Annotated in this window: 18 protein-coding genes; 11 read left to right on the top strand and 7 right to left on the bottom strand. The window is 56.3% G+C overall.

Going from position 1 to position 25,396, the window contains the following annotated elements; all coding sequences use genetic code 11:
* Positions 1 to 71 precede the first annotated feature (71 nt).
* The 4 genes from PCH01S_RS12370 to PCH01S_RS12355 all read left to right on the top strand — a co-directional run bounded on the left by PCH01S_RS12370 (position 72) and on the right by PCH01S_RS12355 (position 4,241).
* Positions 72 to 995: an ATP-binding cassette domain-containing protein gene (locus PCH01S_RS12370; protein ID WP_042229693.1), complete on the top strand. Its 924-nt coding sequence runs from the start codon at positions 72 to 74 to the stop codon at positions 993 to 995.
* The gene (locus PCH01S_RS12365; RefSeq protein WP_042229690.1) at positions 988 to 1,683 is read left to right on the top strand and encodes an ABC transporter permease; all 696 of its coding nucleotides are present in this window, start codon (positions 988 to 990) and stop codon (positions 1,681 to 1,683) included. The genes PCH01S_RS12370 and PCH01S_RS12365 overlap by 8 nt, the downstream gene beginning before the upstream one ends.
* An 88-nt stretch (positions 1,684 to 1,771) precedes the next feature.
* Positions 1,772 to 3,031 (top strand): ArnT family glycosyltransferase, encoded by a 1,260-nt coding sequence (locus PCH01S_RS12360; protein ID WP_042229689.1) that lies wholly within the window; start codon positions 1,772 to 1,774, stop codon positions 3,029 to 3,031.
* Between the two features lie 211 nt (positions 3,032 to 3,242).
* Complete coding sequence (locus tag PCH01S_RS12355; RefSeq protein WP_042229687.1) at positions 3,243 to 4,241, top strand: S-layer homology domain-containing protein; 999 nt, start codon at positions 3,243 to 3,245, stop codon at positions 4,239 to 4,241.
* Positions 4,242 to 4,374: 133 nt separating this feature from the next.
* Here the strand turns inward: PCH01S_RS12355 and PCH01S_RS12350 are convergent, their stop codons facing one another.
* The 3 genes from PCH01S_RS12350 to PCH01S_RS30880 are packed head-to-tail and all read right to left on the bottom strand — an operon-like array spanning position 4,375 to position 7,246.
* The gene (locus tag PCH01S_RS12350; RefSeq protein WP_241688798.1) at positions 4,375 to 6,150 is read right to left on the bottom strand and encodes a hypothetical protein; all 1,776 of its coding nucleotides are present in this window, start codon (positions 6,148 to 6,150) and stop codon (positions 4,375 to 4,377) included.
* 14 nt (positions 6,151 to 6,164) lie between these two features.
* Entirely contained in the window at positions 6,165 to 7,103 is a 939-nt protein-coding gene (locus PCH01S_RS12345; RefSeq protein WP_042229683.1) for a hypothetical protein, read from the bottom strand.
* Positions 7,100 to 7,246, bottom strand: a complete 147-nt coding sequence (locus PCH01S_RS30880) for a hypothetical protein (RefSeq protein WP_164977109.1) — start codon at positions 7,244 to 7,246, stop codon at positions 7,100 to 7,102. The genes PCH01S_RS12345 and PCH01S_RS30880 overlap by 4 nt, the downstream gene beginning before the upstream one ends.
* Before the next feature lie 214 nt (positions 7,247 to 7,460).
* On the opposite strand from PCH01S_RS30880, the gene PCH01S_RS12340 reads away from it, so the two are divergent.
* The 7 genes from PCH01S_RS12340 to PCH01S_RS12310 all read left to right on the top strand — a co-directional run bounded on the left by PCH01S_RS12340 (position 7,461) and on the right by PCH01S_RS12310 (position 21,726).
* Positions 7,461 to 9,215: a vWA domain-containing protein gene (locus PCH01S_RS12340; protein WP_042229682.1), complete on the top strand. Its 1,755-nt coding sequence runs from the start codon at positions 7,461 to 7,463 to the stop codon at positions 9,213 to 9,215.
* A 63-nt stretch (positions 9,216 to 9,278) separates the two neighbouring features.
* Positions 9,279 to 12,668 (top strand): tubulin-like doman-containing protein, encoded by a 3,390-nt coding sequence (locus tag PCH01S_RS12335; RefSeq protein WP_042229680.1) that lies wholly within the window; start codon positions 9,279 to 9,281, stop codon positions 12,666 to 12,668.
* A gap of 152 nt (positions 12,669 to 12,820) precedes the next feature.
* Positions 12,821 to 15,382: a hypothetical protein gene (locus tag PCH01S_RS12330; protein ID WP_042229678.1), complete on the top strand. Its 2,562-nt coding sequence runs from the start codon at positions 12,821 to 12,823 to the stop codon at positions 15,380 to 15,382.
* 59 nt (positions 15,383 to 15,441) lie between these two features.
* Positions 15,442 to 16,725 carry a vWA domain-containing protein gene (locus tag PCH01S_RS12325; RefSeq protein ID WP_042229676.1) on the top strand — a complete coding sequence of 428 codons (1,284 nt, stop codon included), beginning with the start codon at positions 15,442 to 15,444 and terminating at the stop codon, positions 16,723 to 16,725.
* A 190-nt stretch (positions 16,726 to 16,915) separates the two neighbouring features.
* The gene (locus PCH01S_RS12320; RefSeq protein WP_042229675.1) at positions 16,916 to 17,551 is read left to right on the top strand and encodes a hypothetical protein; all 636 of its coding nucleotides are present in this window, start codon (positions 16,916 to 16,918) and stop codon (positions 17,549 to 17,551) included.
* 12 nt (positions 17,552 to 17,563) lie between these two features.
* Positions 17,564 to 18,829, top strand: coding sequence for a TRAFAC clade GTPase domain-containing protein (locus tag PCH01S_RS12315; protein WP_042229673.1), 1,266 nt, complete (start codon positions 17,564 to 17,566; stop codon positions 18,827 to 18,829).
* Entirely contained in the window at positions 18,829 to 21,726 is a 2,898-nt protein-coding gene (locus PCH01S_RS12310) for a GAP1-N2 domain-containing protein (protein WP_042229672.1), read from the top strand. Before PCH01S_RS12315 ends, PCH01S_RS12310 begins: the two co-directional genes overlap by 1 nt.
* Before the next feature lie 173 nt (positions 21,727 to 21,899).
* Here PCH01S_RS12310 and PCH01S_RS12305 read toward each other — a convergent pair whose 3' ends face one another.
* The 4 genes from PCH01S_RS12305 to PCH01S_RS12290 are packed head-to-tail and all read right to left on the bottom strand — an operon-like array spanning position 21,900 to position 25,281.
* Entirely contained in the window at positions 21,900 to 22,334 is a 435-nt protein-coding gene (locus PCH01S_RS12305) for a TIR domain-containing protein (RefSeq protein WP_042229671.1), read from the bottom strand.
* 27 nt (positions 22,335 to 22,361) lie between these two features.
* Positions 22,362 to 23,210 (bottom strand): glycine betaine ABC transporter substrate-binding protein, encoded by an 849-nt coding sequence (locus PCH01S_RS12300; protein WP_241688799.1) that lies wholly within the window; start codon positions 23,208 to 23,210, stop codon positions 22,362 to 22,364.
* A 38-nt stretch (positions 23,211 to 23,248) separates the two neighbouring features.
* Positions 23,249 to 24,085, bottom strand: coding sequence for an ABC transporter permease (locus tag PCH01S_RS12295; protein ID WP_042229669.1), 837 nt, complete (start codon positions 24,083 to 24,085; stop codon positions 23,249 to 23,251).
* On the bottom strand, positions 24,082 to 25,281 hold the full coding sequence (locus PCH01S_RS12290; protein WP_042229667.1) for a quaternary amine ABC transporter ATP-binding protein: 1,200 nt from the start codon (positions 25,279 to 25,281) through the stop codon (positions 24,082 to 24,084). The genes PCH01S_RS12295 and PCH01S_RS12290 overlap by 4 nt, the downstream gene beginning before the upstream one ends.
* Between the last annotated feature and the right edge of the window lie 115 nt (positions 25,282 to 25,396).

Below are 25,396 nucleotides of genomic sequence, written 5' to 3'. Positions count from 1 at the left end.
AGTAATAAAAAAGAGAAAATCGGAAGCTAAACTAAGAATCAGAAAGAGGAGATACGAAAGGGGCTAATGAAATGGGCACACTGCTGAAAACGACGCGGCTGACGAAAGTGTTTGACGGCAAAGAAGTGATTTCGGACGTCGATATGACGATCCGGCAGGGGGAAATCTACGGGTTTCTCGGATTGAACGGAGCGGGCAAAACGACCGTGATGAAAATGATGACGAACCTGATTAAACCGACCGGCGGCGAAATTGAAATTTTCGGTGAAAAATTAACGGAAAACTCTTACGAGATTCTGAAACGGATGGGCAGCATTATCGAGTATCCGGTGTTTTACGACAGGCTGACCGCACTGGAAAATCTGGAGCTCCATTGCGAATACATGGGCTTCCATAATAAAGCCGCCATCGGGGAGGCGCTGGACCTGGTTCAGCTGAGAAATATCGACCGCAAGCCGGTCAAAGACTTCTCGCTCGGCATGAGACAGCGGCTCGGAATCGCACGGGCCATCACGACCCGTCCGGAACTGCTGCTGCTCGACGAGCCGATTAACGGACTGGATCCCGTCGGCATCAAGGAACTGAGAAGTCTTTTCAAGATGCTGAGCAAGGAATACGGCATCACCCTGCTGATCTCCAGTCATATTCTGGGCGAGATCGAACAAATCGCCGATACGGTCGGCGTCATCAGCGAAGGCAAGCTGATCGAACAGGTACCGATGGACGAAGTAAGAGGCAGAAATACCGAATATATCGAAGTGGTTACGCCGGACCTCAACAAAGCGGTTTATGTGCTGGAAAGCGAGCTGGGTATGCGCAACTACAAAGTCGTCGGCGATACAACGCTGCGCATTTACGAACGGGGAGTCTCGCAGGCGGAAATTTCCAAAGGCTTGCTTCTTAACGGAGTTCAAATCGAGGCCTTGAACAAGAAGGGTAGCTCGCTCGAAGACTATTTCCTGCAATCCATTCACGGAGGTGGCGTCCATGCTTAAATTGATGAAACTCGAGCTTAAAAAATATAAAATCGGCCGATACTTCCCAGGCATTCTGATCGCCAACGCCGTGATTCTGCTGCTTATCAGCGGTATTCATGTGGCGGAACAGGTAGACGGCGGCATTGATGTTTTTCAGGACTATAAGATGGCGTTCGGTGTCATCATCGGGTTCGTCAAGATCACCTTCGTTATTTTTGCCTCCGTTATCCTGGCCAAGCTTGTGATCGGGGAGTACAATGCCAAAACGGTCAACATTCTGTTCACCTACCCGGTCCGCCGGAAAAAGATCATGGCAGCCAAGCTGCTGCTGGTCAGTCTCTGGACCTTCGCTACGGTTTTCCTCTCCGGCTTGTTTGTAACCGGCGGTTTTCTGCTGGCGGATGCTTCGCTGAATATGGTTCACGAAACGTTAACCGCCCCAATGATCGTGGATCACGTTCTGCGTATGCTGCTGAACGCCGTGTCGGCGGCAGGGCTTTGCCTGATTCCGCTTCTGTTCGGCATGATGAAGAAATCGGTTCCCGCGACGATTGTTTCCGCCGTCATCCTGGTAACCATCACCGATTCGAACAACATGGGGTTCGCGCTGAGTGCCGGATATATCCTTCCGCTTGTTTTTGCGGCTGTCGGTGTGCTGGCCGCGTTCTGGTCCATCCGTAAAATAGAAACGTCCGACGTCCTTTAGATGGGCCCGTCAGGGAATAAAGGAAATGTATTGAACCCTTCCTCCAAGATAGTGTATGATGATCCGGTGAGGAAGGGGGAATAGGGAAATGTTTACTTTAAAGGAAGAGAACCTGAGAACAAAAAAAATTTTATATGCGCTCATGGCAATTGTATTGGCCGTTTCCGCCTTTACGGCACTTTATTACGGAGACGCTTTTTTATTGGGTACCTACGAGAAAATGGACAATGACGACGTCAAATATATGTATGCGGCCAAGGTGCTTCTGGAGGAAGGGACGCTCGTTTACAAAAGTTATCCGAACCCGACCTTGTTCATTATGCCGGGCTTTCCCGTGATGCTGGCTTTTTTTATGTGGATATTCGGGGATTACGAAAATACGGCGATCGCCGTCAGACTCTTTCAATGTGTTCTGCAGGCGGCTTCCGTTTATCTGCTGTTCGTTATCGCCCGGCACATGTTCAATTCCCGGGTCGCTCTGATCGCCTGTATCATCGCCGCCTTGTATCCGCCGAATTATTATACCAGCGGCGTGATTTTGTCGGAGGGGATCTTCCAGATCATTTTCTTGCTGCTCGTATGTATGACTCTGTACGCGCTTCAGAAGCCGTCCGTCGGCAAATACATAGCAATCGGGGCTCTTCTGGCCCTTTGCGCTTATTTTAAGCCTCAATTTATTTTATTTCCGCTTGTTATCGGCGTCACTTGGCTGATCCGGCGGGTCCCTTTCAAGAAAATGGTCCTGTACACGGCGACAATCGTTCTAACCGCCTGCCTGCTGTTAAGTCCCTGGTGGGTCCGGAACTATGCTCAATTCGGCAAGTTTATCCCGTTTACGGACTCGTCGGGCAATCCGATGCTGATGGGGGTGCTTCCGGGCGAGCCTTCTCCGGGATTTTTTAAAGAATATCCGCAATATTCGCCTGACGTCTACGACGACTCCACGGAGAAAGTCGGCCACATTATTTTGTACAGCCTGAAAACGAAACCGTTCGAAACGATCAAATGGTATTTGTTCGACAAAACGATTCTGGCTTTCGAGCAGACGTTCTACTGGCTGGACTTCTGGGGCATGTCTTATCATTTCGTTCTGGCTCTCCATATTATTTTGTGCGTGCTGGGAGTCGCGGGTTTTATAGCGGCCTTGATCAATCGCAGGGGAGATATTCTCGTGGCGGCGCTGACAGTCGCGTACGTGATCGCGGTTCATATTCCGTTCGTCCAGTTTTCGAGATATATGTATCCGATCATATTTATCTTTACGATTTTTGCCGCCTACCTGATCGCTGTGCCGTTCGGATCGCTGTCGTTCCGGAGGTCTTCCTCCGTCACCCGGCACTTTCCGTAATAACGCCCTGCAGCTTTATCATGGCCGGAAGGGTATCCGCAAATGGTTACGAAAGCGGAGAATGTTGTAACTTTAAAAGACAGCCTGAATTTGGTAGCATGGAATAGTCTTCCATTTCAACCGAATCAGGCGAAGCGGCCGGACTTCTGAAAGGGAGTCCGGTCTTTTTTTATGTGATTTCCATTAAAGGGACTGGAGAGTGACCGGTGCTATGAAAAAAGGGGCTAGAGCGGCCACGGCCGTGCTGTTGGCTTTCAGTTTATCGGGTGTCTACGCTTCCGCGATTTACGGTGAAGGGAGCGCGTTCAAAGACGTTCCCGGCGATTTCTGGGGCAGGGACGTTATCGAGTGGGCCGTCGGCAATAAACTAGTGGACGGTTATCCGGACGGAACCTTTAAGCCTGCCCAGGCGGTTGTGCAGAACGAGTTTCTGGCCATGCTGATCCGGGCCTACCAGCCGGGAGATTTCAAGTCGGCCCCAGACAGCTCCGACTGGGCTTCGCCTTACGTGGACTATGCGAGCCGGCTGGGGTGGCCCGTCGTTCAGACGTCCGCCATCGACCGGAACGCTTCCGCGCGGAAAGCGCTGACGAGAGGCAGGGCGGCCCAGCTTCTCGCGAGCGCATCGGGCCGACATTACAGCGTGGACGATTCCATCCGGTATCTGCTGGATGTGGGGCTGGCCGAAGGCAAGGAAGAGCGGACCCCGGAAGGTTTCGGCAAAAACGATACGCTGAGCCGGGCCGAAGCCGTTACGTTCGTGCAGCGGCTGAGGGCGAACGAGAGCCGTCTGCGGCCTAGCCCCGGCAGTCTGGAGGTCTATGATTTGAGCAAGCTGAATACGGTGGCTTATGCCAACAAGACGTACGGATATTCGTTCAAACTTCCGGCGGGATGGGCAGGCAAAATCGACATCGAAGAGGACGGGGATTCCGTCCGGTTCATTCATCGTGCAAGCAAAGCCGCCGGCGGCCTTCTTTTTTCGATAAACGTGGGCTCCAAAGAGGATTACGAGCAAACGAGCGAACTGATCCGCACCGTCTATCTGGGCGCGAAAGGGGACCGGTACGTATATATCTGCTACCCGTCCGATGTGCAGTACAGTCTGGAAGACGCTAAGTCGAGCGCGGAGTATCACGATCTGTTCGACGGGATCAAGAGCTTGAAGCCGACCTTCCAGTGGCGGGATTCCGCACTTTCGGCTCAATAAACAAACAAAAGGACATTTCCCCGCCTTTAGACGGGGGAATGTCCTTTGCTGTTGTTTTAACATGGATAAAGAAGTTCAACGGATATGAATCCGGTCGGTTCCGGGCCGTCACGTTTTCAGCATACGCCCGGAATCACTGTTCGATATGGTTCACATTGATTTTGTACGCTTGCACGGAGCGGTCGCCCTGAAGAATCTTCGTCTCGCCGGTATAGGTGCCCGTAACGACCGCATTGCCGGGCTTCCAGGAGAACTTGCCGGACAGCAGGACATTCAGGCCGTCCATCTCCGCCACGGCCATTCCGCTGCCGATCCGGGTAATCGCCAGAGGCAGGCGGACAACCGTTTCCGCCTGCTGCTGCGGGAGCTCGGACGGTTGGATGTCCTTCGCTTCGAGGGAAGGGTCCGGCACCCGCTGCGGAACTTCCGCCAGCGCATACTGCCCTCCCTGAAGCTTGTAGACCGCTTCTTGTCCGCTACCCGCTCCGGCGGGATTGCGGACGAGCAGTACGCCCGCGCTCTGCAGCTTGTAGCCGTCGGCTTCCACGTCGAGCAGCGCGTTCAGGCCGGAGGCGTCCACTTCGTAAGCGGTGTACCGGGCATTGCGGGTGCGGGACTGGCTCTCCAGCATCACGACCGGGAGTTTGCCCGCGCCGAGCCCGTCGGCGAAAGAGACGGCCTTGACGGCCAGTCCGCCGCCGATCTCGCCTTCCGTCGAGACGACCGAACCGTCGGCCAGCAGGCGCGCCGTCACCAGCGTCCCGCGGTCGGTTACGCCGGCGGCGATCGCTTCGGAGCCCCAGAGGCCTTTGGCTCCGGCGGTCTGCACGAACCGGACGTTGTCCTTCGCCTTCGCGAGAAGGACGCCGGGCTCGGCCGCCATCCACCGGATCTCGGTCTGGCGGATTTCTTTGCCCGTATCCTTATAGTCCCCGAGCACTTTGTACAGCGCGATCGCGTCCGCATATTTGCCTGCGGAAGCAAGCTGCTCCGCTTTGGCCGTTTGCTTGCGCAAGGACGATTGAATAAAGGCATTCACTTTGGAGGAAGAGCCGGAGAGCTCTTTCAGATTCTGGAACGTTTTCGCATGAGTCAGAAATCCGGGTACGTCGTTCGTTTCCAGCAGCCGGGTCAGCGTGCCCTGCACATAGGTTTCCGCTTTAGGGAGCACCCACGCCGCTTCCACTTTACGCTCCGAGTAGAACTGGCGGATCCGGACGATTTCCCCGAGTGCTTCATCGAAAGATTTCTGATTGAAAATCGTCTGGAGCCGGGTCGTATCGTATTTTTGGAAAAGCGTGTTCAAATCTTTTCGCTTGGTTTTATCGTCTTTATAGACGGAAGCCGGAAGCTGAAGCAGCAGAGACATGGCGGATTCGCCTTCCTGCGCCGAGGCACCGTTTCCCTGCTGGAGCAAGGCCGTAAGCGACTTCTTCGCTCCCGCCAAGGCGGCGGCAAACTGCTCGTCCAGCTTGTAGGCGTCCGTCAGCTCACCGAAGCGTTTTTTGGCGGATTCGTCTGCGGCGGCCACTTCCGCTTTCTTGGCCCCATAGGCCGCATAAGCCTGCAGCAGCCGGGCCTGTTCCTGCGAACCCCCGTTGGTCACGGCAATTTCGGAAGCGAGCGAGGCGAACAGACGCTTCAATTCGGTAACGGGACGCAGGGCGGACAGGGCAGCGCTGATTTCGTTATTTTTATAATCGAAGGAAGAAATATCCCGGGCCAGCATGTAGAGGTTCTCCGCTTCGACATCGCGGCCTGCGGCTTGTTCGGCCGCGGCCCGGGCGTACAGGTCGGCCTTGTGCCAGACGCTGTAACCTTTGTATCCCGCAAGGCCCAGCATGAGGACCAGCAAAAGAATGGCTCCGTTTCTGTAACGAATGGACCGGTGGTACGTAGAACCTAGCATAACGTGCAGTCCTTTCATAGGAAGCCCTCAAATTCGGGATCGTTGCCGTATTTGCGGGCGGCCGTTTCCAGTACTTTCTGCCGCAGCTCGGGAGCCCGGTCGGGGTTGTCCTTCACCAGCCGGCACAGCCGCAGGAACCGCTCGCGGGGCAGCTCGTCCACGAAATCGTAAAGGAGGGAAGCGTACTCGAATGCGTATTCCTTCACGCGCAGCGCGGCTGCGGCAACCAGAGCGAGCGTCGCCCGCCCTTCCACCATCCCGCCGATCTGGACGCGGTATTTCTGCACATAATCGAGGGTATCGCGCTGCACCAGGCCCGGGTTGACTTTGGCCGCTTCGTACAGGTAAGTGATGAAGCCGGGTTCGAACTCATCCGGAATGAGCGTGCCCAGTTCCAGCTCCATATCGCTGCGCAGAATAAACCGGTTCAGGCAGTACACCTTGAGGTTGCGGATATGGCTGCCGGTAATGAGGGCTCCGATTTCCCTCAGCTTCTCGTAGGCGGACTTGAAATCCCCGTCCTCCATATCGGAAGCTGCGTCGTCGACGTCCAGCAGGATGCCCCTGCGGATCGCCCGGTTTTCGCCGAGCAGCAGCTTGCGCAGAGCGTTGTTCATCAGCGCCTCGGCATATCTTCTGCGCAGGAAAGCGTAGACGGCGATGAGCAGAACTCCCGCTCCCGCCGACAGGGCCATCTCCTGGAAAGTGCGGGCGAGATAGAAGGCGGCGCAGGCGATCGCGGCCAGAATGAGAGCATCCCTCTGAATATTGCGTCTGAGCACGGAAGAGACGATGTCCCCGATGGACAGGAATTTCCGCTCGGCTCCGCATGAGAGACAGTTATCGTGCCAGAGCACGGAGTAAGTGCCGCAACGCGTGCACTGTTTCAATCGTTCATAAGTATGGACCGTTTGACGGGCTTTGCGCAGCTCTACCGGAATTTTGCCGCTCATGAGGGGTCACCTTCGTTCAGCTCGGTCATAAATTCCCGGTCGATGCTCTCGGAAGTCAAGGCCGCGCGTTTCGCGGAGTTCCACGTCAGCCAGCGGATCAGGACGAAGAGGACCAGGAGGGCAAGAACAATCATCGTCAGCATAACATTCTCCTATCGGACAATTTCATAAATTTGCCGGATTTTTAGGTTCCGGACCCCCGTAAAAGTGGAATTAGCTTCTTGAAAAAGTTAAGATGTGAATGAGATGTTCAAACATTCTACCACCTTTTACATTTTACTACAAAAGAAGCGCGGACGGCTCTTAACGCCTGCCGCCGTGCGTAAACTTACAAGCTTTGGAGGAAAACATCCCGTGATGAAATTACAACGATACGCTTATATGGCTCTGGCATTGCTGTTGCTTGTCATGGCGGTGCCGGGCGGAGTCTTTGCGGCTGATGCCGCCACCGATACGAAGATCGATGCCGTTCTCGCTGCGGACGTCAGCACTTCTATGAACGAAAGTGACGTCAATAAAGTCAGCTACGAAGCGATGAAAATGTTTGTGGACATGGCTTCCGTACAGGGGGACAAAATCGGCGTGGTCGCTTATACGGACCAGATTCTGAGAGAGAAAGCGCTGCTCAAGATCAACAATGCCGGCGACAAGAAAGATTTGAAAACCTTTATCGACCAGCTGACGCGCGGACCGTACACGGACGTGGCGGTGGGACTTAGCGAAGCGGTGAAGGTGCTGGAATCCGGCGCGGAACAGGGCCATGTGCCCCTCATTGTGCTGCTGACGGACGGCAACAACTCCCTGAATCCCGGCAAAACGCAGGCGGATTCGGACAAAGTGCTCGGCGAAGCCGTGCAGAAAGCCAAAGACAAGGGCATCCCGGTTTACACTATCGGGCTGAACGCGGACGGCAAGCTGAACAAGGATAAGCTGGAGTCGGTTTCCAAGGAAACGGGCGGCAAGCTGTTCGTCACCAGCTCGGCGGAAGATCTGCCGAAAATTTTGAGCGAAATTTATGCGAGTCATTTGAAGCTGAAAGTCGTTCCTCTGAACGGCTTTACGGCAAACGGCCAGTTTCAGGACGTCAAAGTGACGATCCCCAACGGAAGTGTCCTGGAAGCGAACATCTCCATTATGTCAGGCAAACCGGTGGAGGCCAAACTGCTCGATCCCAAAGGCAAGGAGCAAAACATTCCGTCCGATAAAATCGTCTATACTTCGTCAAACGCCTATTCGCTGATCAAAATATTGAACCCCGCGCAGGGCGACTGGACGCTTAAGATCAAAGGGGTTCCGCAGGAAAAAATCGACATCAACCTCGTGTACAACTACGATGTGCAGGTCGTGCTGGACGCGCAGCTCCCCAAAACGGCCAAAGCAGGCGACAGCATTGCCATCAAGGCCCACCTGGAATCGGGAGGCCAGAAGGCTGCCGACGCCGGGTTGTACAAGAATGCCAAGGCTTCGCTGGTCGTCACCGACCTGGACACGAAGCAGGCGTCCGAAGCGCCTTTGACGCTTACCGACAAAGGCATCGAAGGCAGCTGGAAGGTTGCCGATTCCCACGCTTACGAGGTGAAGGTAAAGGTGGAAAGCGCCAACTTCACGCGTGAATCCGCACCCGTCTCCGTTTCCGCCAAAAGCGGCGGCGCCTCCTCTTCGGGAGAGGCATCCGGCGATAAAGGCGTCAACTGGGTGAAAATCGGCTCCTGGATCGCCGGACTGGTTGTCCTGCTGGCGGCCGCTTTGTTCGGACTCGCTTTCTGGAAGAAGGCGAACAAAGGCTTTTTCGGCCAGCTGGTCATAGAGATCAAGGACGAAGAGACCGGCGAGCGGACGAACCCGCAGTACAAGAAGCTCAGCGGCTTCAAAGGCAAGGTTCAGCTGCACCAGCTGCTCTCGCTCGCGCCGGAATTTGCGGAAACCAAAGGTATCGTCTTCAAGCCGGGCCCGAACGACACGCTTCTTCTGTTTAACGAGTCCGCCTGCACCATCGAGAAAGGCGGCCGGGTGTTCGATGCCGCGAAAGGCAAAGAACTCAAGAAAAACGACCGTATCCGCGTGACGGTTCCGAATATCCAGAAGTCCGTTTCGCTGGAATATCTGAAATAAGAAATTAAATAAGCCAATGCTTGAAATCCAATAAAAACATGCACACATGGGGGGCCTTTAGATATGAAAGCAACAGTCAGGGAACATATCCAGCAGCTCGACGTCTCTCTCGGCGGCGGAATTATCAGCGATAAAATCCGCGTCGATACGATCGACAACCCGATGCTTGTCATCGGCCTTGGCGGTACGGGCATTGATGCGCTGCTGCGCCTGAAATACCAGATCAACCGGAGATTCAAGCTGCCGGAAGATCCTTTTACGAAGAAAAAGAAAGAAAAGCCGAACAACGTCGAATTTCTCGCGATCGAAACGAACGAGCACGACCGCAACAAGAAATACAAAGGCATCGGGCTCGATCCGCTGACGGAATTCGTGCTCCTGTCCAATGCCGAGATCGGCAGCGTGCTGCAGAACCGCAGCATCCTGGAGCCGTACATCAAGGAATGGCTGTCGCCGGAGCTGACGATCACCGACGGCATCAACGGCGCTTCGGGCGTCCGTCAGGCGGGCCGTCTGCTTCTGTTCACGAAGATCGTGCAGGTCGTGCAGACGCTGGAGCGCAAGATCAAAACCTTGTCCATCGGCACGAACAAAAAGCTGATGGTGTTCATTCTGACCGGCCTGTCCGGCGGTACGGGAAGCGGCTGCTTCCTCGACATTTCGTACATTGTCCGGGGCATTCTGGAGCGCGATTACGGCTCCGCCGGCGTCGACAAGATCAGCCTGCTCGGCTATCTGTTCACGCCGGACGTGAACCTGGCGAACAAGAGCCTGACCGAGCATTCGCGCGAGTATATCAAGAAGAACGGCTACGCGGCGCTCAAGGAACTCGACTACTGGATGAACGTCGACGAGCGCACGGAACGCTTCAAGCAGCAGTACGCGAATATCCTGACGGTCAATTCGCCGATGCCGCCTTTCAACCTGGCGCACCTCATTTCGGCGACCAATCTGGAAGGCAAGCTGCTGGAGAACGCGTACGACTACTGCATGAACGTAACGGCGGAGAATATCACCAACTTCATGGCGAGCGAGGACAAGCAATCCGGCGAAGAATTTGCCATTCACGACTATATCAGCAACATCCGCACGAACATCAACCAGATGCCGAAGGCGTATGCCGCCAACTACCAGTACAACATTTTGGGAGCTTCCTCGGCCGTACTGCCGATCGAGGAAATGACCACCTACCTGGCGTACCAAGTCTTCAAGCGGATGGAAAAAATGTTCGACGCCGGCCCGTCCCAGGAAGAGGTAGAGAAGCTCGCGCATAAACTGGGCCTTGATCCCGATTCGCTGCACCGCGAGTTCGACAAGCGGGTGCCGGAGCCGATTCCGGGCTACCAGAACAGCGAGCGGCTCAGCTATACCAACGTGATCAAGCAGCAGGTCGTCAACATCGACACCGAGCTGGAGCAGAGCTTCTTGTCCCGGGCGCGCGAAGAATACATCAAATCCCGCAAGCAGCTGCCGGGACAGGTGAAGGAAGCCTTCTCCGAGCAGGTGACGAAAATATTCCGCAATCCGGAGCAGGGGCCGTTTTACGTGTCCCGGATTATTTTGCAGGACAAAGGCTTTTGCCTGCTGAAGCTCATTTCTTCCTATATCGAATCGCTTAAGGAAAGCTTGTACCGCATTCCGCGGGACATCCAGGCGGCCGAGGAAAATTCCGAGCAGAAAATGACCGAAGCGCGCAGCGCGTTCATTTCCAAGGACCGGAAGAAAGACGCTTATATCGAAGCAAAAATCCAGGAGTATCTGCTGCACGCCGACCGTGAGCGGATGGAGCAGATGATCGAGTTTTACGAAGATTTGTACAATCTGATCAATCAGGAAAACTCCCGCATTTATCTCGTGTTTACGGAACTTTTATCCGAACTCAACAAAATTTTCGAGAAAAACGGCGACATCCTCACAAGAGGCGACGAGGAAATCGACCACAAAGGCAATCGCACGTACTACTGGAACGTCGTCAGCGTTCCCGACATCGCGAAGCTGATCGGCCAAGTGACGGAAGACCGCAACGCGGACGAGCTGATCCGCGATTTCACGAACGAGCTGCTGGAGAAGTCCAACCAGTGGATCAAGGAACAGGAAGTCGATGTTATCGGCTCCGTTTCCGAGTTCCTGACGGATCATTTCGGCGAGCTGATTACGAAATCGATGGAAGAGTATCTCGTCATCAAGTACGGCCACGAAGATTCCATCGAGAAGCTGGTGGAAGGGCGCATCGCAAGCCGCTTGTACGAGGAAGCGAAGCCGGTGTTCCATCTGACGAACAGCTCGGGCCACTTCAACTTCCCGTCCTGGGGATTCGTTTCGGTTCCGGTTCAGGCCCCGAACATTTTCAAGGGCATCCGCAACTTCCAGGACAACGCGATCGCGAACTCGCGCTTTACGATTAAGGAGAGTGAAGTGAAGAACCGGATTTTCTGGCTCAATACCCAGAACGGAATTCCGCTGTTCCTGTATACGCCGCTTAAAGTATATGAAGAAAGTTACGAGAGAACTATTCTCGAGCCCGAAGGTATCGGCCGCCACCTCGTGCAGACGGACCGCGTGAACTGGACGTATCTGCCGTCTCCGATTCCCGAGAAATCCTGGGGCGAAACGTATGAGAACGGACGCGTCAAGTCCTACAACGCGAGTGTCCGCAGCTTGTTCGAACGCGCCGCGGAGTACCGCTCCGTCCGCCTGAAGGGCGAAGACAGCGGGACGATCAACCGCTACGAATGCGTGCTGACGAAGCCGTTCGATGTCGAAGCGTTCATTTCCGCTTATAACCTCCAGCTGGGTTCGCAGCGTCCGAACTTCGGCGAACTGCAGCGCTGCGTCAACGATCTGAAGGCCCTTCTTCAGACGGGTTTGGAGGCGGACCGCAGCAAAGATATCTTCGGCAGTGTCAACGAAGAGCTGGCGAAGGAAAATCTCATCCGCTCTCCCGAACTGCTCAAGCAGGTAAGGGAAGAGGTGCGCAAGTACGACAATATCGTGCGCAAAATCGGTGAGCTGGAGCAGGCCCTCAGCGCCCACCAGGACGAGGAAAAATTCGTCGCGCAGTATATCGAAGCGATGTACACGTCGACGATCGCCAAGAAAGGCGCCCTGTATGTCTACGATCACGATGCGGACGAAGATCCTTGGGAGCCGTTCGTGAATCTCATGCAGACGAACAAGTTCGTCGAATACGAGATTTACAGCAAAATGCGCGCCCTCGACGCCAAGCGGCTCAGCCTGCTGCAGCGCAAATCGTCCAGACGCAGCCAGGAGATGACCGCTTCCGAAGATATCTCGGGACTGGTGGAAACGCTGCGCGGTATGGCAGCCTCTTATCAGGAAGCCAAATCGGCGCTCGATTACGACCGTTCCGAATATGCGGCCGGGGAAGACATGTACCAGTTCTACAAGCTGGTGGCCGGTAAAGTAAACGATATGGTCAAGAGCTTGAAATAGCCCTGTGAAGATTAGAATCAAGCAGAGACAAAACGACGGAAATGCAGAAATTACGCGGGTATTCCACGGATAAAAGGATGCAGGCGGGACGGCGTGTTCACACGAACCGTCCTTCTCTGCACTGACGCCCAAAGGATAGGAGTGAGGAAACCATGCGGGAGAAATTGGTGGCGTTCGCAAACGAATATGCCGCGGAAACGGACAGCACGGGTTTGGACGGAGATGAGCAGCGCAGCATTCACCATCCGCTCGTTTTTCTGTTCCTGGGCGATACATCGGCGGAAGCCCTGCAGACGATGGCGGAAATCAACAACCGCAGGTGGAACAACAGCACGGGGGTCGTTTACCTCCATGTCGGAACGGAGCGGTCCCGCGAAGAATCCGGCGGGCCGCATGCGGAGCATGAGGCCGCAGCCCGTCAGGATTGGCCGCAGGCTGATCCGCCGGAGGCGGAGAAGCGTTCCGGGCAGGCCGTCCCGGATTACAGGGACCTGCCCCGCAGCGGCGGGACGCACCGGAGTGATCCGGCCGGCGGCCCCGAAGCCGGCAATATCTACACCTGGACGCTGCCGGTCCCGGGAAATAACGCACGCACGGCAAGACCGGACCTCCACGACAGCTTCCGGTCCAACCGGGAAAAGCTGCTGGAGCTGAACGTTCTGCTGCGCAGAATGAACAGCCGGATTTCCGAATTCGGCAGGCTGTACTCAAATCTCCAGCGGCTGAACATCGCGGTCGTCACAAGGCTCGACGATCCCTGCAACGTGCTGCTGCCGGAGCTGACCGCCCTGATGGAGACGATCTTCGGCGAGCATTTCCGCTCCGTGATCGTGGATCTGTACGGGCTGCTCGAAGAGAAGCAGGTCGGAGAGGAATTCGCTCTCCGCGCTTCCATGAGCTTCAGCTTTCTCAGGGAGCTGGAAGTGCTGCAGAGCAGGGACTATACCTTCTCAAGCCCGCTTCAAGTGACGGGCGAAGGCATTACGCTTCCCGCTCAGCACGGCCCTTCCCCGCTTTTCGACACGGTCTATCTCTTGAGCGACAAGGATGAGCGGGGCATTTTTACCGAGAGCGGAATGAAAGGCAGCTACGAAACGATCAGCTCGCTGAATCTGCTGAAATACCGGCATATCAAAGCCGAAAACGAAGGCGATTCGTCTAAGGCGGGCACGTACAATCACCAGCATTTCAAACAAAACATAGCGCCGCCCGGAGAAGAAGGCGTCGGCTACGTATCGGCGGGGTATTCCAGAGTCAGCCGTCCGAATTCGGCGATCGCCCTGACCGTCCTGTATCATCTTTACCGGCATGTACGGGAGAAGATGGAGGAGAACGTCCAGGGCGGCGCCCGGCTGCTGCCCGATCTGATCTCCATGGAGCCCCAGTTGTGGGACCGTGAGGTCGAATCGGTCGTGCCGGGACGGGAGCAGGCCGTGGAGGAGATGTACGGACTTATGCACGACCCGGTTTCTTACGGGGAGCTGAAGTCCATGTCTTTGAAAGAGGCGGAGCTTGCGCTGTTTCAGGACAGCGCCCGCCGGTTTTTCGACATGAACGTCCGGCAGAGAGCGGAGGCGGCCTTCGCGGAACGCGGCTTCGCCAAGCGGCTGGAGCGCACCCTGAAGGAGCGCGTCGTAGACGACCCGGCTTACGGGTACTACGCTCTGAACCGCTGGCTTGCGGAGGAAAGCGGCGCCGGAAGCCGGAGCCTGCCGGGTGAACTGAGGCAGCAGCTGAAGGACGCGGGGAACCGGGCCGATCAGCTCCGGGATGAGCTGGACAATTTTTACGGCGAACGTGTGGACCGGCAGCCGATAGGCAAAGGCTCGCTGTTCGGCTGGAAATCCGACAAGGCCTCGGTAAAGAACCTGATCCGTCACCTGCTGGATGAAGCCTACGGCCTAAGACGCGATCTGCTCGTTCTGGAATTGAAGCAGAAGCTGATGACGGCATACCTGGACAAGCTGGAGGAGCTGAGGGAGCGGGCGGCCGCGGCCGTCCGGCAGATGGACAGCCTGGAGAAGCTTCTGCTCGATACGAGCCGCAGCGGAATTACGGCGGCGAGCGACTATCTGGGCCGCAATATCAACGAGTACTACGAGCACGTGGTGAAGCAGATTTTGACGGAGATGGAAGGGCGCAGAGAGAGCCGGTTTTATTTCGACGAACGGTTCCTGGGGAACGTTTCCGTTGAAATCGACCGGGATGCCGCTCAGTGGCTTCGGAAATTGATGGCCACGGCCCGCCGGGACGTGCTCGTTCATCCTCTTTTCCATCAGACGTTCGAAGCGGAGCTGCTGGAGCGGGCCAATGTGGCCGCCAGCTACGATAACCGGGATGTGCTTTCGAAGGAAGACCTTTTCCGCGATCTTTATACGACGCTTGAGAACGAAGCCGCGGTCCGGATCGATGTGTATCATTCCACCCACCGCAACCGTCATGAAGAAAAATACTTTTTCGGCGACTCGCGGAGTGAGTTTATCCAATATGCGTTTGCGGTTGACGGCGGAAGCCGGACGTACAAGCTCGGCTGCGTGCATGAGAAGAAACCGGGCGGAATCGAAAAGCTCCGGCTCATGGGCGGCTTCAGGCTGGAGGATCTGATGGTGTACCGGAACAGCAGGCGCTATTACGAGACGTATACGGAGAACGGCTATCGCTTTCACAGCATGGAACTGCCCGAAACAGGAACGGACAGCACGAAGCTTTCATAAAGTACGGCTAGGTGACGGCACTCTGCTCGTAGGACAATAAAGAAAAGAGGGGGAGACCTGTGAAACAGAGAAAATGGAATCCGCTGCTGACCTTATTCAGCGTAATCGGAGGATTCGTCGGGTTTATCGTCGGCGAATTTATTTTGAACCGCTGGGAAGGAAGCTGGCATGAAACGGTGCTGATGGGGGTCTATTTCGGGCAGTTGGCCTTGTTTGTCGGCCTGTTCTGCCTTGTGGCGGAGATGATTTCGCCGCAGCTGAACGGAAAAAACTGGCGTCTGCGATACGCGGGCGACGGCTGGAAGTTTCTCGTCCCGGCTACGCTCGTGATGCTGTTTATAGCGGGGGCGCTGTTCCAGGTTTTGTACGGCTTCCAGGTGCTCGGCACGAAGAAGGCGCCGCAAAACTATGTGCTGGTCATCGACAAATCGGACAGCATGTCGCAGAACGATCCGCAGAAACAGAGCCTCCAGGCGGCCAAGTCTCTGATCGGCCGGATGGACGGCAAAAACAGTGCGGCGGTGTTTACGTTTAATGAGGAAACACAGCTTATCGCCCCGCTCACGAAGCTTACCGGCTCCGGCCGGGAAGAACTCCGCGGCAGGCTGGACAAGATCGGCGAGCCGACGGGCCAGACGGATATCGGCCGGGCTTTGACGACGGTCATGGATCAGCTGAAGAAGGACGGAGCGGCGGACAGCTCTTCTTCTGTTATCCTGATCTCGGACGGCTACAGCGATGTGAATACGACGGAGGTGCTGTCTCCGTTCGTTAAGGCGGGGATCAGCGTCCATACGGTCGGCATCGACGATTCCCAGGTGGAAGGCATCCAGCTGCTCCAGCGCATCGCCGAGCAGACGAGCGGCTCCTTCCATGACGTGAAAAGCGCGGACCGCATTACGGATGCGTTCGAGCAGATTTACACGGCCCAGCAGCCGTGGCATCTTGCGGGGGAACGCCTGGGAGCCGCCGCTTCGGACGGGTTCCACGCATTCCTGCGGGTGGCGTTTATTCTGCTGATCGGTACGCTGATCGGCCTTTCGCTGGGCATCATCTTCGACAACCGCCATCTCGCGCTCAGCTTTGCCATTGGCGGTACGCTTGCGGGCCTTTTGGCCGGACTTGTGCTGGAAACCGGAATGCCCGGAACGAACATTCCGTTCTTCTACCGGGCGGTGGCTGACATCGTGCTTGCCTTCGTTTTATCGCTGGGGGCTCTGCTCATCCCGGTTAGCACGAACGATTCCCATTCGGGTCTGCGCAAAAATTACCAGCGGGCCCGGCTCGAAGAGGGGCGTTACGGCAGAAAGGACAGCGCGCCGGTCGGCAAGAAGTTCCGCTGAACCGGGCTGCCCGCAAGCAGGGGAGAAGCGCAAATCAGCGTTCGGTGCTCCGGAGGCATGTGGTTGACCACCGTCATGTGACGCCGAGCACCGCGCGCTGGAAGCTTCGCGCGGTGCGGAATACAGGGGGCCTGCAGCGCCAGCGCACGACGTTTAACAAGTAGGCTAGTGATCAAGTGAGGCGATTTGCATGCAATGGGAAGAAATCAACGAAGAGAACCGGATCACGAAGCTGGCTTCGCAGCCGGCGCGTGAAGGGGAGTGCCTGCTGACATGGCAGTGGCCCAAGGAAGTCGGCGCGGTCTATGTGTACAGCTTCGAGAGCGGAAGCGAGGAGCCGCCCGAGCAGCTTGCCCCGCATCAGCTCAAGCTGTTTACGCGGGAAGAGTACAAGGCGTCCGGCGGTTACCGCGAGCGCATGGAGTACATCGGAATGCGGGGGTACCGCATTTTCCCGTGCGTCATGAAGGACGGCCGCGTGGCTCCGTACCGGCAGACCGGCACGGACAACACCATTCGGGTCAGCGCAGGCAAAGCCCGGATCCGGTATTCGATTAAATACGGAGGCCGGTTGTTCGGCAAATACAAGTCCGCGAAAATTCAATTGTTTTGCGAGATTCCGGTGCCACAGGAAGCGCTTTGTTACGTGAAGAAGGAAGGCGGCCATCCGGCGGGACGGCAGGACGGCACCGCTTATCCTTTCCGCCGGGATTTCGAGGCGGGCACGCAGACCCTGCCGGAGATCGAAATCGGCAAGCACGATTTTCTGCGGCTTTTTTTCACCGATTCCCGTTACGGGGATGTTTATGAACTAATCCAGGAATGAGGAGAGGCGCACATGCTAGGGTATCTGAAAAGTCTTTTCGAAAAAAAGCCGCCCGAGAAAGAGCGGCCGCCTTATTACAGCATCGTCTGCCCGTACTGCTTCAATAAGTTCGAGCCCAACGATGTTGTGTTCCGGGCCACTCATATCAAGGATAGCGACGATGATTTTATGCTTCAGGAGGACGAGCGTCTGAATAGCTGGAGGCGCAAATTCAATTTGTCCGAGGTGGACATGGAGGCCGTTATTCTGCCTTCAACGATTCCCGACTCGTACAAGACATATGTACAGAACGTGCTCGTCGCCGTAACCGACCGTTACGGGGAAACGACCCGGCGGCGCTTGTGTCCGTACTGCCATAACGAGCTGCCGATTTCGGCCGGTAAAGTGCCGAGCAATATTATTTCGATCGTGGGCGCTTCGCAGGTCGGCAAGTCTGTCTATATGACTTCGCTGATCCATACGCTCCAACATACGACGGCTTCGAATTTTAACGCGGCCTGCATGCCGCTGAGCGCGGAAATTTCCCGCAAATTCCGGCAGCACTATCACGAGCCGATCTTCGAACGGGGCAGCATGCTGCAATCGACCAACCCGAACGAACAGCAGGAGCCGTTTATTTTCCAGTTCGTGTTTAAGGATGAGCGTGAGGCTCCGCTGACGATCGTCTTTTTCGATGTGGCGGGCGAGGGTATGGTTCAGAGGGAATATCTCGATATTTATGCGTCTCATATCAAAAATTCATCGGGTATCCTGTTTCTAGTCGACCCTCTGCAAATCCGGAGCATCCGGGACAAAATTCAGATCAATGTCGGCGGGGAGCAGGGCGAATTCGCCAACCGGTACGACGAGCCGCGCGAGGTGGTTATTTCGCTGTTCGAGAATTTTATCGCCCACCAGAGCAACTCCAAGACGGAGATTCCGACGGCGATCGTCTTGACGAAGAGCGACATGCTCCAGTATTTGAAGGAAGAAGACAGCGAGTACATCCAGCCGAACAGCAACGTATTCCGAAATGTCGTCCATCAGGGCTATCTCGACGAATCGGAGTTCGAAAACATTAACGGCGAAATCGGCCGTTTTATTGAAAAAGTGGACCGTCCGTTCAAGGACGCGGTAGACGTCTATTTTTCGAATACGGCTTACTTCGCGGTTTCCGCACTCGGCACCAATCCCGTGAACAAGCAGATTTCGGGCGTCATTAATCCGACCCGGGTCGACGAGCCGTTCATCTGGCTGCTGCACAAGCTGGGCTATATCGCAAGGAGAGATGCGACGTGATGGCTAAACACATTCAACAGCACCTGTTTACGCGGGACCGCGAGGGGGTCTTCCGCACAAGCGAAGGGTTCGATACGGTCGCCAAATCGCCGGGGCTGGACCCTTCCTTTATCAAATCCGCGCTGCACCCATACTGCGTCTATAAGGCACCGCAAGAGCTTCTGGAACGCGGGGAAGAAAACTCCGGGCTGTATCCGGAGTCGGTCGTCGCTTACCACGCGGAGAACGGGGATTTCGTAATCGGGCGCAGCGTCTACGTGGCGACGGACTTCACGGGGCAGCGCAGCGCTTCCTTCACGCACCAGTACGTGATTCCGAAGGAGCGCAAAGAAGCGTACATCCGCGAACCCCGCCGCATTTTCGGCATCCGCGGCTTCCAGAGCCGCTACGACATCCAGGGCGGCAAGGAAATCCCCGAGCTGGAGGATATCCCGTTCGAGCCGGAAATCCGCGCGGGCGAAGGGGACAAGCTGCTGGAGAAGCTCGAGATCGACCGGGATCTGTTCCGCCAGCTCGTCTTCGCGGTGCTTGCCTCCGTGGCGAACAAGAAGAAAGTGTTCATTTCCCTGAACACGGACATCTCGGAGAGCGCCATCTACGCCAAGCGCCTGCTGGAACTCCTGTACCGCTGCCTTCCTTACGCGGTACGCCGGCAGCTCGGCTTCATGACCTTCAACAGCGAGCCGGAAGCGAAGCAGCATCTGCACGTCGTGTTCACGGAAAAAGGGAGCATCCGCTTGCCCGACCGCAAAATCGAAAAAGATTTCATTTTCGATTTCGCCGGCGGCCGCTTCCTGAACACGGAGCTGCCCGCCCAGGACCACGCGTACTTGGATTACGTGTGGTCTAACCGGAACAATCCGGCTGAGCTGCAGAAGTACTTCGACTTCTGCGACGAAGCGGTCTCCGGGCTGGATACCCAGACCTTGCTGAGCGCCGCAGCCTATTCCCGGCTGTGCGTCCTGTATGAGATCGAACGCGGCCGCACGGAGCTGTACGAACAGGACCGGGCCGCTGTTATGAACGGGATTCTGTCGTTCTTCACGACCGAATCTTACCCGCGTAAACCGCGCCTGAAGGAGCTGTTTGTCGGTCTTCTCACCCGCGAAGCGTCGGATAAGGGCCGTGCGGTGGCGGCGGACTATGCGGAAGCCGTCATGCGCTACGAGAAGTTTGCCGAACCGCAGTTGAAGGCGCTGATCGCCCGCTGCCTCGGCATCTTCGTCTCGCGGGCCGCCGATGCGGACGCGGGAGACGGGATCGAGGGCGCGGCTCCGCTGCTGGACCTGCTGGCCGCTTACCCGGCTGTTTTCGCCGGAGTATTCGGCGGGCTGATGGCGAGCCGTCCTGCCTTGGGCGAGGGCTACATCCGCTACCGGATGAAGCGGGTCAAGTCGGTGCAGGCTTTTACCGGCGAGATCGGCTTCTGGCAGTCGCACAGCGAAGAGCTGATGGGAGAAGAGCTGTTCTCCCGGGAAGCTTACGATCCGCTGCGCAAGCTTATGCGGACGGATCTCAGGAAGAAAGTCGCTCTGGCCCGGACGTTAACCGATTATTTCGAACAGTTGAGACAAAATTCGGCCGGAGAGAAGCGGCACGGCGTGAGGCAGTTCAGCCGGTGGATGAAACTTGCCGTGCATCTGGAGCTGGCGGATGACTTGAAGCCGAGCGGCCTCGGCATCGAAGATATCCAAGGGCTGGGGTTCCTGATCGATCCGATCAATCCGGACCTGAAAGGTCAGGCATCGCGCGATCAGGAGGGAGTTCTCCGCGTCTTACAGGCGGCGTACAAAGTGCTGACGCTTGACGGGAAGAAGCAATCCGAAGCGGAAGATGTGATGGCCCGTCTGGATCCCGTCGATTTGGACCGGGCGCAGCTCCTTCTTCAGAAGCTGATGCAAAACGAGGTCACCCCGGCCCGTTTCGGGCAGCTTGTGACGGCTTTCCATAAACCGGGAACCGGCAGAGGTCCGGATCGGCAGCCCGGCTACGATTACGAACGGCTGCTGAACTTTGTGGCCTCGGCCGGGCAAGGAACGGACACGTTTACGGATTTCGCCGCCTGGTCCGCGGAGGATATCCGTTTCCAGGACGGGAAAGGCGCCATTCATCCGTACTACAAGGCGGCGCTCAGCCGCGCGTTCGATGTTCACGCTCCGCAGGCTTTCCGCAACAAGGCTTTATCCCGTAAGCTGCTGGAGACGGGCAATCCTTCATTCGCGGCATTGTTCGAAACCGTCAGACTGCGGCAGTCCGGCAAATGGGCCCGTATCTGGGCCAAAAACAAACGGAAAATCGTACTTAGAGGCTCCATTTTTCTGATCCTGTTTATCGCCATTATCGCCGTGCTTTGGAAGCCGGTATCGGATTGGATGGCTCCGACTCCGGTCGTTATCGTGGGAGACTTACAGGAGAAAACCGGCAGCGAGACGGTGACGGTCAAAGCCTCGCTGAAGGAGCCAGATAAAAATACAAAGCTGTATGTCAACGACAAGGTTATCGAGAACGGGAGCATCGACCTGAAACTGAACGAAGGGGAGAATCCCCTTGTTTTCAAGGCGGTGAGCAAGTCCGGCAAAGCCTCCGAAACCGTGAGCAAAAAAGTGACCCTGGTACCGCGGCCGCTGGTAAAAGCGGAGCAGCCGCCGTTGACGGTGAAAGCGGCCAAGGTCACCGTGACGGTTAAAGCGGAAGACGGCAACGATCCGAGTCCGGAAATTTATATTAACGGGCAGCTTGCCGGGACGGGCAGCGTATCCCAGCAGGTACAGCTCATTCCGGGCGACAATCCGATCGAGATTACGGCGAAGAACAAGCTGGGCCGCCTAAGCGAGCCCGTACGTTATACCGTGAAATCGAATCCTGTGCCCGTAGGGCCTCCTGCCGGGGCAAGATAAGCACACGTGAACAAACCTGCTATTTTAGCCGATACGAATAAAAAACGTTTAAGCACATATCGCCAAAAGGCGGCCTCATCCGGTTTGGAGGGGCCGCTTTTTCGTGTCGGTTATGTTAGTACACGCCAAAAACACCACTGTCCCGAATGGACAGTGGTGTTCGGTTCGCGCCCTTATGGCGCGGACAGTTCAAGGATCGCCTGCACGATCGCTTCCGCATCCCAGCCGACAATCCGGTCGGCATTCTGCTTCACGATCAGGGAAGGCTCTCCCGAATCCGGGGGCCGGACGGCTATAAGCGGCTTGTTCATTTCGCTTGTGGCCGCGATGATTTCTTTGTTGATCCATCTGCTGTAGGCGGAAGGTGCGTCGGCCGGAATAAGCACGGCTTGGCAGTACTTCATCTTGCCGCGCACGGCTTCGTAAAGGGACCGCTCGTTATCCGCGCCGGCCGCCGGATGATCTTCCGGCAGCAGAAACGTATCGAAGCGGAAGCCCCGGTCACGGCAGGTTTGCAGCAGCGCAACCAGCTCGCGGAAGGCTGACCTGTCATTCCAGGCACAGCTCAGATACAGACTGGTTTTATAAGGTTTTGCCGGGGGCAGCACATCGTTCGCCTCCTTGGAACCAGCGTTTTATTCGATGCCCTTGATCCAGGCGTTCACCTTGTCGGCATTCGCGTCGGCCCATTCTTTGGCCGCATCTTCCGGCGATTTGCCTTCCTGGATCGCGACCATCACCTTAGCCATGTCGTCCGGGGTCCATTCGAACTGGTCCAGGAACTTGTAGGCGTTCGGCTGGTCTTCTTTCAGGCCTTTGCGGGCGAGCGTGTGAATTTCTTCTTCGCCGCCGTAGACGCCTTTGGGATCGGCCAGATACTTCAGCTCCATCTTGGCGAACATCCAGTGCGGTGTCCAGCCGGTGACGACGATCGGCTTCTGTTCTTTATAAGCCTTTTGCAGCTCCTGAGCCATGGCGGCCGAAGAGCTTTCGACCAGCTTGTAGCCGGAGAGGCCGTAGTCGGCGACCGCTTTTTCCGTGGACATCATAATGCCCGCTCCGGGTTCGATCCCGATGATCTGATTGTTCAGCGACGCGCTGACATCGGCTTTCTTGAGATCCTCGATCGAGTCGATCTTCATATAAGCGGGAACGGCCAGTCCCGTCTTCGTGCCTTTCAGGTTCGCGCCGAGATCCTCCACGCTGGATTTATACTTCTCCAGGTAGGAGGCGTGAGTGCCGGGCAGCCAGGCGGCTACCATGGCATCCGCGCTTCCGTCGGCGATACCGGCCCACATCGGCCCGGCGTCTACCTGGAGCATTTCGACTTTGTAGCCCAGCTTGCTTTCCAGTACATATTTGGCTACGTTCGTGCTGGCAATCTCAGAATCCCAGGCTACATATGCGAGCTTGACGGATTTGCCTTTGGCTCCGCCTCCGGTGGAACAACCGGCGACCAGTGCAACGGCGAGAACGACGGACAACAACAAACTCCATTTTTTAAAAATAACGATGACACCCCTTAGTTCGATTTTTTCTTTTTAAACACATTCTGGGTCAAACGGTCCAGCAGGATAGCCATAATGACGATGGCGATACCGGCTTCGAAGCCGACGCCCGTCTTGGCCTGCGTGACGGCCCGGTACACGTAAGCGCCGACCCCCTGCGCGCCGATCATCGAGGAGATGACGACCATGGACAGGGACAGCATGATGGTCTGGTTCACCCCGGCCATGATGGTCGGCATCGCGATGGGCAGCTGCAGCTTGACCAGCTTCTGCGCCGGTGTCGAGCCGAAAGCGTCGGCCGCCTCCACCAGCTCTTCCGGCACCTGCCGGATGCCGAGGTTGGTCAGGCGGATCGTAGGCGGAATCGCGAAGATGATCGAAGCGATTACGCCCGGCACGACGCCGAGGGAGAAGAACGACACGGCGGGAAGCAGGTAGACGAAGGCGGGCATCGTCTGCATGAAGTCGAGCACCGGTGTCACGATATTTTGCAGCAGCGTATGCCGCGCGCAGAGAATGCCGATCGGCACCCCGATCACGATGGACAGGATGGACGCCGTCAGAACGAGCGCGAGCGACTGCATGGACAGCTCCCAGAAGCCCAGGTTGTCGATCAGCAGCAGGCCGATAAACGCGAACAGCGCAATCCGCCAGCGGCCGATCCAGTAGGCAAGCGCCGTGATCAGAACGATCAGAACGAGCGCGGGAAGCGCGGTCAGAGCGGTCTCGATGGAGCCGACCATAGCGGCGATGACCGCTTTGATCGCGCCGAAGAACGGTCCGAAATGATCGGTGAGCCAGCTTTCGAGGAATTCGATCCAGCGGCCGAGCGGAATTTTAGGCAGATTCATCGCACACCACCCGCTTCCGGTTCCGCATTTCCGGCCAAGGCCGAAAGCACCGCTCCTTTAATGACGATGCCTTTCAGCCGTTCTTCCTCGTCGACGACGGCAACGGGAAGCCGGGTTTCGGCCATCATTTCGAACAGGTCGTTCAGAAGTGTTCCGGGCGAAACCGTAGGAACCTCGCGCTGCATGACCTGCTCCAGCGACTTGCCTTCTTTGAGAGCCTGGAGAGCATCCTCGGCGGTTACAATACCGAGCAGCTTCATCCCTTTGCTCGTCAGGTACAAGCTGGACACGCCGCTGTCGCGCATAAGTTGAAGGGCTACACGCGGCCCTCTTTCGAGGGAGATCGTTTCCGGCTTTTTCATGACATGGGCCGCCGTGAGGACTTTGGACAAATCCACGTCTTCGACGAAGCGTTCCACGTACTTGTTGGCCGGCTGAATCAGAATTTCCTCCGGCGTGCCGATCTGAACGATGGAGCCGTCTTTCATGAGGGCGATCCGGTCTCCGATGCGCAGCGCTTCATCCAGATCATGTGTAATGAAGACAATCGTTTTCTTGAGCTTGGACTGAAGTTCCAGCAGTTCAAGCTGCATATCCTTGCGGATGAGCGGGTCCAGCGCGCTGAACGCTTCATCCATAAGCAGGATTTCAGGATCGTTGGCCAGCACGCGGGCAAGGCCGACGCGCTGCTGCATACCGCCGCTGAGCTGATCGGGCAGGCTGTTTTCCCAGCCTTCTAAGCCGACCGACTTCAAAGCGACGGTTGCCATCTCCGTTCTCTTTTTACGTTCGACACCCTGAATTTCAAGTCCGTATTCCGCATTTTCAAGTACGGTCCGGTGCGGGAAAAGAGCGAATTTCTGAAAAACCATCCCGATATTTTTCCGTCTGAATTGACGGAGCTGCTCGGGGTTCATTTTAAGCACATCGGTTCCGTTAAAAAGAACCTGGCCTCCCGTCGGCTCGATGAGCCGGTTCAACAGACGGACGAGCGTCGATTTGCCGCTTCCCGACAGTCCCATAATGACGAAGATTTCGCCTTGCTCAATCGAAAATTCCGCCTTATTGACCCCCACGGTCAGTCTGTGTTCTTTCAAAATCTGTTCTTTGGTGCGGCCTTGATCCAGCAGGGTCAAAGCTCTCTTGGGGTCCGATCCGAATACTTTGGTAAGTTGTTTTACCTCAATGATAGGCATGTGGACCTCCTTTCCTGGGTCTTTTGACTGGCTTGCTGACTTGTTTCAGTGTAACGGCATTCTTTTTTGACCGTCAAAGTCCGTATAAGCTTATAAATGTTTGTACAGTTTTAAC

The sequence above is a fragment of the Paenibacillus chitinolyticus NBRC 15660 genome, from assembly GCF_000739915.1.
GTDB lineage: Bacteria > Bacillota > Bacilli > Paenibacillales > NBRC-103111 > Paenibacillus_F > Paenibacillus_F chitinolyticus.
Note: the sequence above shows the minus strand (reverse complement) of the source record. Positions and strands in the feature narration are given on the sequence as shown.